Origin of the sequence: Pseudomonas mercuritolerans, assembly GCF_025706525.1 — a bacterium.
GTDB classification, from domain to species: domain Bacteria; phylum Pseudomonadota; class Gammaproteobacteria; order Pseudomonadales; family Pseudomonadaceae; genus Aquipseudomonas; species Aquipseudomonas mercuritolerans.
In genome coordinates, this window is sequence record NZ_JAMSHA010000002.1 from 23,340 (window position 1) to 35,164 (window position 11,825).

Here is an 11,825-nt window from a genome sequence, read left to right on the forward strand (position 1 = left end):
GGGGAGAGGGCTGGGGTGAGGGGTAAGCTTTTGATCTGGCCCTTAAACCTGAGCAGTACGCAGTTTCTCGCTACGCCCCCGCAACCATTCCAGCGTCAGCAGTAGAATCACCGAGAAAGCAATCAGCAAAGTAGCCGCAGCCGCGATCGTCGGGCTCAGGTTCTCGCGAATCCCGCTGAACATCTGCCGAGGCAATGTCGCCTGCTCGGGTCCGGCGAGAAACAGCGTCACCACCACTTCATCGAAAGAAGTCGCAAAGGCAAACAGCGCCCCGGAAATCACTCCCGGCGCAATCAGCGGCAAGGTCACCCGGCGGAATGCAGTCAGCGGCGATGCACCGAGACTCGCAGCAGCACGCACCAGGTTGTGATTAAACCCCTGCAACGTCGCCGACACGGTGATGATCACAAACGGCACACCCAATACCGCATGCACGACGATCAGCGAGAAGAAGCTGTTACCCAGCCCCAGCGGCGCGAAGAACAGATAACTCGCCACGCCGATAATCACCACCGGCACCACCATCGGCGAGATCACCAGCGCCATCACCAGCGACTTGCCGGGGAAGTCGCCGCGGGTCAGGCCGATCGCCGCCAGCGTGCCGAAGATCATCGCCAGCACCGTCGCCGCCGGAGCGACGATGATGCTGTTCTTCAGCGCACGCATCCATTCCGCCGAGGCGAAGAAGTCGTGGTACCACTGCAGCGAGAAACCTTGCAGCGGATAGACCAGGAAACTCCCCGAGTTGAACGACAGCGGAATGATCACCAGCACCGGCAGGATCAGGAACAGCAGGATCAGGCCGCAGAAAATCCGCAGGCTGTAGAACCACACCCGTTCGATGGGCGACATGTAAGGACTCAGCATCGCAAATTCCCCTTAGCTCAGGCGCAGGCGACTGGCGCCGACCAGCCAGCTGTAGATCAGATAAAGCACCACGGTCGCCAGCAACAGCAGCCCGCCGAGCGCAGTGGCCATGCCCCAGTTGATGCTGGTGTTGGTGTAGAAGGCGACGAAGTAGCTGACCATTTGGTCGTTCGGGCTGCCGAGCAGCGCCGGGGTGATGTAGTAGCCGATGGCGAGGATGAACACCAACAGGCAGCCGGCGCCGACACCGGCGTAGGTCTGCGGGAAGTACACCCGCCAGAAACTGGCGAACGGATGGCAGCCAAGGGAGATTGCAGCGCGCATGTAGGTCGGCGAGATGCCTTTCATCACGCTGTAGATCGGCAGAATCATGAACGGCAGCAGTATGTGCACCATCGAGATGTACACGCCGGTGCGGTTGAACACCAGTTCCAGCGGTTTATCGATGATGCCCATGGCCAACAGCGCACTGTTGATCAGACCGCCGGATTGCAGCAGCACGATCCACGCTGCAACCCGCACCAGAATCGAGGTCCAGAATGGCAACAGCACCAGAATCATAAGCAGGTTGCTCTGCCGCGAAGGCAGGTTCGCCAGCAGATAAGCCAATGGATAAGCGAGCAACAGGCAGATCACGGTGATTACCAGGCCCATCCAGAACGTGCGGGCGAAGATGTCGAGGTAGATCGCTTGATCCGGGGTGGCCGGGGCCAGTTCGCCGAGATCATCGATACGGTGATCGACCGCCGCCAGCAGGTAATACGGAGTGATGCTGCTGGTGTTGCGTTTCACCGCTTGCCAATAAGCCGGGTCGCCCCAGCGTTCGTCTAGCGCTTCCAGCGCTTCTTTATAAGAAGCCGGTTCGCTGGCGAACGGCAGCGCCCGGGCGGTTTTGGTCAGCAGGCTGCGGTAGCCGGCCAACTCCATGTTCAAGCGCTTGGACAGATCGCCCAGCGTCTGGTTTTTGCGGGCTTCGGCGAGGTCTTCGCTGGCAGCCTTGTACACCGGCTCGGCGGGCAGACCACGGCCGTCCCAACTGGCGATGGCAGTGACAGTGCGCGGCATGCCGCCAACCACTTCCGGGTTGCCGACGCTTTTATAGAGCAGCGCCACGATGGGCACCAGAAACACCAGCAGCAGAAACAGCACCAGCGGCGCAATCAGCGCCTGGGCCTTCCAGCGGTTGACCCGCTCGGCGTGCTTGAGCTTCTGCTTCAAGGTGGGGCTGGCGCCCTCGTTCAGGGGAACGGCGATGGCCATGACGTACTCCGCAAATCTTTGATCGTTACAGAGGTGGCGAACCACCTCTGTTGCGTTGAAACACTGCTACCTGTGGGAGCGAGCCTTCCTGTGGCAGCGAACCTTTGTGGCGAGGGGATTTATCCCCGTTCGGCTGCGCAGCAGTCGTAAAACCTGAGAATGCGGTTTACCTGACCCACCGAGCGGGTATGGCTTCGGGGCTGCTTCGCAACCTAACGGGGATAAATCCCCTCGCCACAAAAGCCCCCTTGCCATCCTCCATACAGGTAAAACAGTGGTTATTTCGCCGCCCAGGAATTGAAACGCTGCTCCAACTGCTCGCCGTTATCAGCCCAGAAGCTGACGTCGATCTGCACCTGGTTGGCGATGTTTTCCGGGGTGGTCGGCATGTCTTTCAGGACATCCTTGGCCAGCAACGGTACGGCCTGGGTGTTGGCCGGGCCGTAGGCGATGTTTTCCGAGTAGGTCTTCTGCTGCTGCGGCTGCACCGAGAAGGCAATGAACTTCTTCGCCGCTTCGGCGCGCTTGGCGTCCAGACCTTTCGGGATAGCCCAAGCGTCGAAGTCGTAGATGCCGCCGTTCCACACCACTTTCAGATTGGATTCTTTCTGCACCGCCGCGATGCGACCGTTGTAGGCCGAACTCATCACCACGTCGCCGGAAGCGAGGTATTGCGGCGGTTGTGCGCCGGCTTCCCACCACTGAATGCTTGGCTTGAGCTCATCGAGTTTCTTGAACGCGCGATCCTGGCCGCCCTTGCTCGCCAGCTCTTTGTAGACGTCTTTCGGCGCGACACCATCGGCCATCAGCGCGAATTCGAGGGTGTACTTGGCGCCTTTGCGCAGGCCGCGCTTGCCCGGGAATTTCTTCGTGTCCCAGAAATCCGCCCAACTGGTCGGTGCGGTTTTCAGCTTGTCAGCGTTGTAAGCCAGTACGGTCGACCAGACGAAGAAACCTACGCCGCACGGCTGAATGGCGCCTTTGACGTAGTCTTCGGTTTTGCCGAACAGCGCCGGGTCGAGTTGCTCGAACATGTCTTCGTCGCAACCACGGGACAGCTCCGGCGATTCAACTTCGACCAGATCCCACGACACGCTCTTGGTGTCGACCATGGCTTTGACCTTGGCCATTTCGCCGTTGTATTCGCCGGCAACGATCTTGCCATTACCTGTCGCTTCCCACGGTGCATAGAAGGCTTTGACTTGCGCCGCCTTGTTCGCCCCGCCAAACGACACCACGGTCAAGTCCGGGCCGGCAGCCATCGCGCCGGTCGCACCCATCAGGCCCAGAGTCAGGGCGGTGAACTTCAGGGATCTCAACATTTATTGTTCTCTCCACGTGCAGGGTTGGTGTTGGTATTGCCGGGGCGCTTAGTGCGCCTCTAAAAGCGGATCGAGCGCACGAACGTGCTCGACCTGCCAGCCAAGCGGAACCACGTCGCCGACAGCGAGCGCGGGATCGAGCTCGGCAATCGGTTGTTTCACGAAGAAGTCGGTCTTGCCGCAGACTTCCAGGCGCACCCGGACGTGGTCGCCCAGATAGATGAATTCCGCCACCCTCCCTGAGAAGCGGTTGACGCATTGATCGCTCGAACCGTTGAGGCTGACGCGCTCCGGACGGATCGACAGGGTTACCGGTTCGCCGGTCTGGCCAACGTTGACGGCCAGCGCCTCGACTTTTTCGCCACGCCCCAACTCGACCACGCAGCGCTCGCCACTCTGGCTGAGCAGGCGGCCGTTGAGGCGGTTGTTCTCGCCAATGAAGTTGGCGACAAAGGTGTTTTTCGGTTCTTCGTAGAGCGTGCGCGGTGGCGCGATCTGCTGGATCTCACCTTGATGGAACACCGCCACGCGATCGGACATGGTCAGTGCTTCGCCCTGGTCGTGGGTCACGTAGACCACGGTCACGCCGAGGCGCTGGTGCAGGTGCTTGATCTCCATCTGCATGTGTTCACGCAGTTGTTTGTCGAGGGCGCCCAGCGGTTCGTCCATCAGCACCAGTTGCGGCTCGAACACCAACGCGCGGGCCAGTGCCACACGTTGCTGCTGACCACCGGACAACTGCGCCGGATAGCGCGAAGCGAAGGCATCGAGCTGAACCATGCTGAGGACTTTCTTCACCCGCTCGCTGACGTCGCTTTTGTTCAAGCCGCGCACGGTCAACGGGAAAGCAAGGTTCTCCGCGACAGTCATGTGCGGGAACAGCGCGTAGTTCTGGAACACCATGCCGATGTCACGCTTGTGCGGCGGCACGTTATTGATCGAACGCCCGGCCAGCAGAATCTCGCCGGCGGTCGGCGTTTCGAAACCGGCGAGCATCATCAGGCTGGTAGTCTTGCCGGAACCGGACGGCCCGAGCAATGTGAGGAATTCGCCTTTGCGAATGTCCAGGTTGAGGTCTTTGACGATCAGGTTCTCGCCGTCGTAGCTTTTCTGCACACCACGAAAGCTGACCAGCACATCACCGGCCCCTGCGTTTGAATCGACCTGGCTCATACCCACACCTTTGTTGTTGATGACTGCTTGTTCATCAAGCCTAGTGGCTGGCGGCGGCCACGCAAATCAGGGCGCAGGAGAGAATCGCTTAAGCGCAATGGAAGGTTGGGTGTAGGGATTGCCCTACAAGGATGGCGCTAATGGATAAAGCAGTGGTGAGCGGTGGGCTGCAAGCCGCGAGCAAGGGCAAAAGCGTTTGTCGCTAACAGATATGCCAACGCGGTCTCATGTAGGAGCTGCCGAAGGCTCGGGCCGCGATCGGACGATCTTTTGACCTTGCTGTTTATAAGATCAAAAGATCGCAGCCTTCGGCAGCTCCTACAGGTGCGGGGCGGGTTCAGAGGAGTTTGTGCTCCATCGCGTATTTGACCAGCTCCGCCAGCGAGGTGATGTTGAGCTTCTGCATCAGCCGCGCCTTGTGGGTGCTGATGGTCTTGCTGCTCAGGGCCAGTTGCAGGGCGATGTCGTTGACGTTCGCGCCTTGGGCCAGGCGTTCGAACACCGAGAATTCGCGTTCTGACAAAAGTGAATGCAGCGGCCGGGTATCGGTCAGGCCAACTTCGAATACCATTCGGTCAGCCAGTTCCGGGTCAATGTAGCGCCCGCCCGCGGCGACTTTGCGGATTGCTGTAAGCAGCAGCGCCGGATCGCTGTCCTTGGTCGCATACCCGGCCGCGCCGACCTTCAAGGCGCGCGCGGCCATTTGCGCTTCGTCGTGCATCGACAGCACCAGAATCGCCGGCGGATTGTTCAGCGCCCGAATGCGCGGGATCGCTTCCAGGCCATTGACCCCGGGCATGGAGATGTCCAGCAACACCACTTCGCACGGCACGCTGCGCAGGGTTTCGAGCAGTTGCTCGCCATTGCTCGCCTCCCCCACGACTTGCAGATCCTTGGCCAGGCCGATCAATTGCTTGATGCCCTCGCGGACGATGGTGTGGTCTTCGGCTACCAGTACACGGATCACTTGGATTTCCTCGATATTTGCATGAAGCGAAAAGATCGCAGCCTTCGGCAGCTCCTACAGGGGTATGCGATCAGTGTAGGCGCTGCCGAAGGCTGCGATCTTTTAGCGATCCACAGGCACCCACACCTTAAGACTGGTGCCCTCCCCCGGCTCGCTCTCCAGTTCCAGTCGCCCGCCCATGATCAGCACCCGCTCACGCATGCCGACCAGGCCAAACGACGTCGGCCGACCTTCAGCGGCGACAAATCCTACGCCATCATCGCTGACGGTCAGACACAATTCATCGCCCGCAAGCTCCAGCGTCAACTCCACCGTATGCGCCTGAGCATGGCGCATCACGTTGGTCAGCGCCTCCTGCAAAATCCGGAACAGCCCCACCGCCTTGGCGTCACTGAGTGCCGGCAGGTTGTCCGGCACCTGCACCAGACACGGTATCTGTGTGCGCGCCTCGAAACGCCGAGCCTGCCACTCGATCGCCGAGGCAATCCCGGCATCGAGAATCGGCTGGCGCAATGCCGTCGCCACATCGCGCACCAGTTGGAACAACTGCGCGATCAGGCGTTTCATGCTGTTGAGCCGCTCGTTGAGTCCCGGATCGAGTTGCGCGTAGGCCAATTCGCACATCGATGTCTCCAGTTTCAGTACGGTGAGCATCTGTCCCAACTCATCATGGACTTCCCGGGCGATGCGCGCCTTCTCTTCTTCGCGCACGCTCTCCAGGTGCGCCGACAGTTCACGCAGTTGCTCGCGCGAGGCTGCCAGTTCCAGCTCGATGCGCTTGCTTTCACTGATGTCCCAAACGATGCCGTCCCACACGTAGGCGCCATCCTCCAGTTTTCGGGTGATCGCCTTGATCTCGGCCCAACGCTGCTCCCCCTGGCGCGTGACGATGCGGCCCTGCCACGACCAGTCGCTGTCGGTATCCAGCGCCTGATCCTGGGTGCGGTGATAACTGGCCTTGTCGTCGGGATGCACCAGACTGCGCAGGCCCATGTCGCGATGGGCGATGGCTGCCGGCGCATAACCGACCAGACTTTCGCTGCCCTCGCTGATGTAGGCAAAGTCGATCTGCCCGGTAACCGGCGCCCGCTCCAGCCTGAACACCAGACCCGGGACGTTGGCGGCGATGCCTTGCAGGCGCGCCTCGCTTTCCTGCAAAGCGGCGAGCGCGCGGCGGCGGTCGGTGACATCGGTGAGGTAGACAACCAGATATTCACTGTCGCGAAAACGCAGGAAGCTCAGGGAAACGTCGGCCGGCAATACGCTGCCATCGGCGCGCAGGCAGCTGGTTTCGAAGCTCAGCGGCCCTTCTTCACTGGCCCGTGCACGCTTCCACAGATTGAGCCAGCGATCCATGTGCAGGCCGGGCTCGAAATCGATCAGCGGCCGCTCGATCAGCCCGCCCGAGGGATAGCCGAGCATGTTTTCCGCCGCGCGGTTGGCGTAGCGCACATGGCTGTCCCAATTGACCCAGAGAATGCCGACGGTGCTTTGGTCGATGGAAAACTGCGTCAGGCGCAGTGCTTCTTCACTGGCCGCGCGCAACGCAATGTCCTCGCGGGCGCTGAGCAAGCGTTGTTCGAGACTGTGCTGTTGGCGCCGCTGCCAGACCACGATTGCCGCGCAACTGAGCAGCATCACCGCGAACAACAGGCTGAGGTTCTGCCAGAACCCCGGCGACTCGGTCAGCCGTGGGTATTTCGGCTGCAGCCATTGGTTGTGCAGTTGCTCCAGATCCTTGGCCGGGATCGCGCGCAAGGCGCTCTGGACGATGCCGGCCAGTTCCGGCCAATCGCGCCGCGAGGCCACGCGCAGCAGCTGTGGAAGGCCGATATCGCCGACCACCACCAGTTCGGCAAATTCTGGCTCCACCGACAGGCGCCCCAACTGCGCTTCGTCGACCACCGCGTAGGAGGCTTGCTGACTCAACAGTAGTTGCAACGCCTGACGTTCCAGCGGCACGCCTTGCAGATTCAAGTGCGGATAGTTGCTGCGCAGGTAATCGGCGGTGCTGCTCGGCATGCGCACGGCGACGCGGGTCTGGCTGTCGAGTTTTTCCAGATCGACCGCGCCGCTGCTTTTCTGGTCGCTGACCACCAGTTGCGGCACGCGCATGTACGGGTCGGAGAACTGCCAGAGGCGCAGCGCGCTCGGGGTCTGGCTGAGGCCCGGAGCGATGTCGATCTCGCCCTCGCGCAAAGCGTTTTCCAATGCTCCGAGATCCTGGAAGTTGCGCCAGCTCAGCTCCACGCCCGAGGTTTTGGCCAGCAGCTTCATCAACTCGACATTGGCCCCGGACAATCGCTGCAAGCGCCGATCGTAGGTCGCGTAGGGCGCCTGCAACACCAGGCCGACGCGCAATTCGTTGTGCTGCGCCAGCCATTGCTGCTGCTCTGGCGACAATTGCGCGGCATGAGCCAGCGGCGCAGGCGCCGCCCAGCCCATCAAGGGAAACCACAAACAGCCGATAACCCACAGGCAGCAAAATCGCTTCATTGAAGTCTCATACACTGACAAATTCTGACCAACCCATTAGGCTGCCGGGATACTTTTCTGGCCTGGAATAACCGATGCCCTTTGTCTACCGCCTGGCACTGCCAGCATTGTGCCTGTCGCTGATCCTGCCTTGTGCGTTTTCCGTCGAAGCCGCCGACCCTGCGCCTGCCGCCACGGATAAACCCGCCGAAGAAAAACCGGCCGAGCGCCAGCCACTGCTTGAGCGTAGTCAGGAAGAGGCCGCCGCACTGCAACGTAAACTGCCGGCGCAAGAGCAGCAACAACTGCAGGCTGGCAGCGACACCTTCCTCGCCCTGTGGAAACCGGCCAACAGCGCCGAACCCAAAGGTGCGGTGATCATCGTTCCCGGTGCCGGCGAAACCGCTGACTGGCCGCAGGCAGTCGGCCCGTTGCGACGCAAATTGCCGGACGTCGAGTGGAGCAGCCTGAGTATCACCCTGCCGGATCTGCAAGGCGACGCCATTGCTCCGCGCGTAATCGAACCGGCCGCCGCGCCGAAAGCCCCGGAAACCGCAAGCAAGGATGCCGCCACCGCGCAACCGATCGAGCAAGCCGCAGGCGGTGAAGCGGAAGTTGCCGAACAGGTGGTCGCCGAGACCAGCGAAGAACAAGCCAAAGCCGATGCCGATCGCATCTTCGGGCGCATCGACGCAGCGATTGCCTACGCCGAACAGCAGAGCGCGCGCAGCATCGTCGTGCTCGGGCATGGCACCGGCGCCTACTGGGCGGCGCGTTTTCTCAGCGAGCGGCAGACGCCGCAGGTGGAAAAACTGGTGATGGTTGACGCGCAAGCACCAGCCAAAGCCCTGCCGCCACTCGCCGAACTGACACCGACGCTGAAGCTGCCGACGGTGGATATTTTCTACATGGACAAAGCGCTGGATCGCAACGCAGCGCTGGAGCGCATGCAGGCGAGCAAGCGCCTGAAGACCTCGGCATTCAGCCAGGTGGCGCTGAAGGTGTTGCCGGACAAAAAGGCTGAGCAGGAGCAATTGTTTCGGCGGGTGCGGGGCTGGTTGAATCCTCAAGCTGTTGACTGACTGTTACACCGAGTCGCCCCTATTCGCGAGCAGGCTCGCTCCCACATTGAATTGTGCATAGATCCAATGTGGGAGCGAGCCTGCTCGCGAAGAGGGCCGCACAAACAACAACCCTCTAACGCCTAGCGAAAATCCCGCCGCTCGCGAATCAGCGTATAAGCGCTATGCAATTCCCGCGTCCGCTCGGTCGCCTCACGCACCTGTGCCGGGGTCGCGCCACTGCCGGCAATCTTGTCCGGGTGATGGCGACTGAGCAATCGCCGGTAAGCGCGCTTGATCTGCGCCGGCTCGCTGCTCGCCGACACCCCAAGCAATTTCATCGCCTCCTGGTAGCTCACCGCCGCACTGACGATCGGCCGCTTGCCCGGCTCGTAATCGCTGGCCAATGCCTGCACCTGCTGCGGCGTCCAGCCCAGCCACTTGCCCCACTGCGCCAGCAACTCGCGCTCACTCACCCCAGCGCGACCGTCGGCCCAGACCATCCGCCAACAGGCGCGCAACACACCTTCAGCCGCATGCGGTTGCGCACTCAGACGGCGCAGATAGCCGCGCAGATTGTCGCTGCCGGACTTGCCGCGATTGAACGCAGCGATGGCCCGGCGCGTCGCCGGCTCGCTCATTTCCAGTGCGCGCATTTCATTGCGCGCCTGCTGGATATGCCCGTCAGTGACGCGCCCGTCGCTCTTGGCCAGACGCCCGAGCAAGACGAACAGCAATTCATCGTTGCGCAGCATCGGCCGGCCGCCGAGCTTTTCGCGTAAATGTCCCCAGCTCTGCAAGTGCAGGCGCCGATCCAGCGCCTGCCCCAACAACGCCCCAAGCATGGCCCCCGGAATGCTGGCAATCGCGTACCCCACTCCGGCTCCAATCAGAGTCCCTGGCCACAGCATCTCAGCGACTCGCTTCTATCAAGGCTTCGGCTTCGGCCAGACGCTCGTGGGTCCCGACATCCACCCAATGCCCCTTCAGACGCTCGCCCGTCACTTCGCCATTGGCCATGGCATTGCGCAGCAGCGGCGCGAGCTTGAAAGCACCGTCGCTGCAACCGTCGAACAGCTGCGGATGAAGCACGGCGATACCGCTGTAGGTCAGGGTCGCCGCATCAGGCTCACCGTCCTGCACTTTGCCGTCGATCAGGCTGAAGTCGCCGTTGGGGTGATGCGCCGGATTGTCCGCCAGCACCAGGTGCGCCAGGCCATTGATCGGCTGGTGCAGCACGCTGAAGTCGTAATCGGTCCAGATGTCGCCGTTGACCACCAGAAACGCATCATCACCGAGCAACGGCAGTGCACGGAAAATCCCGCCACCGGTTTCCAGCGGTTCGCCTTCCGGCGAGTACCGAATACTCAGGCCGAAGCGCGAGCCGTCGCCCAGATGATCCTCGATCTGCTGGCCGAGCCATGCGTGGTTGATGACGATTTCGTTGAAACCTGCGGCCGCGAGGGCGCGCAGGTGATACTCGATCAGCGGTACACCGCCGGCACGCACCAGCGGTTTCGGCGTGGTCAGGGTCAGCGGGCGCATGCGCTCGCCTTTGCCCGCTGCCAGGATCATTGCCTTCATGCCGTCGCTCCAGCACGCAAGCTGCTGAACAGCGCTTGCAGCTCCGCCAGTTCAGGACGGCGGGCGGTCACTGCTTCTATATAGGAGAAGAAGCGCGGCACGTCCGCCAGATAACGTGGCTTGCCATCGCGGTGGCAGATACGCGCGAAGATGCCGATGACTTTCAGGTGACGCTGCACACCCATCAGGTCGCTGGCGCGCAGGAAGTCTTCGAAATCCGCCTGCACCGGGATGTCCAGCGCCGAGGCTTGCTGCCAATAACTTTCCAGCCAGCCGCGCACGCGTTCTTCCGGCCAGCTGAGGAAGGCATCCTTGAACAGGCAAGTCACGTCGTAAGTCACCGGGCCGTACACCGCGTCCTGGAAATCCAGCACGCCAGGGTTGGGCTCGCTGAGCATCAGGTTGCGCGGCATGTAGTCGCGGTGCACCAGCACTTTCGACTGCGCCAGCGCGCTGTCGATCAGCAACTCGCTGACGTGCTGCCACTGTTGCTGCTGGGCCGCATCGAACTCGACGCCCAGCTCGCGCTTGACGTACCACTCGGGGAACAATTCCAGCTCACGGCGCAACAAGGCGACGTCGTAACTGGGCAACGGCGCAACCATCGGCAACTGTTGAAAAGCCAACAGCGCTTGCAGGGCATCGTGGAATAACGCGTCGGCATTTTCGCCATCGATCACGTCGAGATAGGTCTTGTTGCCCAGGTCATTGAGCAAAAGAAAACCGCGCTCGAGGTCTTCGGCGTAAATTTTCGGCACATTAATTCCGGATTTCGCCAGCAAAAAGGCGATATCCACGAACGGTTTGCAGTTTTCCTGGGGTGGCGGCGCGTCCATGACGACGAAGCTGCGACCATCACCCTCCCAGCGGAAGTAGCGGCGGAAACTCGCGTCGCTGCTGGCCGCAGTCAACGTGGCCGGGGGCACGGTGCCCCAGCCCTGCTCGGCAAACAGCTTTGCCAACTGCTCATCGAGCCAAACTTTCAGGTGTTGCAAGCGTACATCTTGGTCAGGCATTGCAAGGGTCTCCGACGGCGCTAGCCGTCAAGCGGGTCATGCTTTATTATCCAGCATCTTTTTCAGACCATCGAGAGGCGTGCGGCCCACACCGCGGGCA

Annotated in this window: 10 protein-coding genes; 1 reads left to right on the forward strand and 9 read right to left on the reverse strand. The window is 61.5% G+C overall.

All coding sequences use genetic code 11. The features are described from left to right. Positions 1–42 precede the first annotated feature (42 nt). The 6 genes from ND528_RS04880 to ND528_RS04905 all read right to left on the reverse strand — a co-directional run bounded on the left by ND528_RS04880 (position 43) and on the right by ND528_RS04905 (position 8,085). Positions 43–867 (reverse strand): ABC transporter permease, encoded by an 825-nt coding sequence (locus ND528_RS04880; RefSeq protein WP_263469821.1) that lies wholly within the window; start codon positions 865–867, stop codon positions 43–45. Positions 868–879: 12 nt separating this feature from the next. Further along, on the reverse strand, positions 880–2,127 hold the full coding sequence (locus tag ND528_RS04885; protein ID WP_016772908.1) for an ABC transporter permease: 1,248 nt from the start codon (positions 2,125–2,127) through the stop codon (positions 880–882). A 278-nt stretch (positions 2,128–2,405) separates the two neighbouring features. Next, a complete protein-coding gene (locus ND528_RS04890) occupies positions 2,406–3,449 on the reverse strand; it encodes an ABC transporter substrate-binding protein (protein WP_263469822.1) in 1,044 nt (347 codons plus the stop codon). A 48-nt stretch (positions 3,450–3,497) separates the two neighbouring features. Further along, on the reverse strand, positions 3,498–4,622 hold the full coding sequence (locus ND528_RS04895; RefSeq protein ID WP_130911379.1) for an ABC transporter ATP-binding protein: 1,125 nt from the start codon (positions 4,620–4,622) through the stop codon (positions 3,498–3,500). 337 nt (positions 4,623–4,959) lie between these two features. Then, on the reverse strand, positions 4,960–5,589 hold the full coding sequence (locus tag ND528_RS04900) for a response regulator (RefSeq protein ID WP_130911380.1): 630 nt from the start codon (positions 5,587–5,589) through the stop codon (positions 4,960–4,962). Between the two features lie 102 nt (positions 5,590–5,691). Next, complete coding sequence (locus ND528_RS04905; protein ID WP_263469823.1) at positions 5,692–8,085, reverse strand: PAS domain-containing sensor histidine kinase; 2,394 nt, start codon at positions 8,083–8,085, stop codon at positions 5,692–5,694. A gap of 74 nt (positions 8,086–8,159) precedes the next feature. Between ND528_RS04905 and ND528_RS04910 the strand changes: the two genes are divergently transcribed. Beyond that, positions 8,160–9,146 (forward strand): alpha/beta hydrolase family protein, encoded by a 987-nt coding sequence (locus ND528_RS04910; protein WP_130911382.1) that lies wholly within the window; start codon positions 8,160–8,162, stop codon positions 9,144–9,146. 122 nt (positions 9,147–9,268) lie between these two features. Here the strand turns inward: ND528_RS04910 and ND528_RS04915 are convergent, their stop codons facing one another. Genes ND528_RS04915 through ND528_RS04925 form a run of 3 tightly spaced genes read right to left on the reverse strand, consistent with a single transcriptional unit; the run spans position 9,269 to position 11,725 of the window. Continuing rightward, complete coding sequence (locus ND528_RS04915; protein WP_130911383.1) at positions 9,269–10,036, reverse strand: TerB family tellurite resistance protein; 768 nt, start codon at positions 10,034–10,036, stop codon at positions 9,269–9,271. A 1-nt stretch (position 10,037) separates the two neighbouring features. Further along, positions 10,038–10,709, reverse strand: coding sequence for an N-acetylmuramate alpha-1-phosphate uridylyltransferase MurU (murU, locus tag ND528_RS04920; RefSeq protein ID WP_130911384.1), 672 nt, complete (start codon positions 10,707–10,709; stop codon positions 10,038–10,040). Then, the gene (locus ND528_RS04925; protein WP_212617271.1) at positions 10,706–11,725 is read right to left on the reverse strand and encodes an aminoglycoside phosphotransferase family protein; all 1,020 of its coding nucleotides are present in this window, start codon (positions 11,723–11,725) and stop codon (positions 10,706–10,708) included. The genes murU and ND528_RS04925 overlap by 4 nt, the downstream gene beginning before the upstream one ends. Between the last annotated feature and the right edge of the window lie 100 nt (positions 11,726–11,825).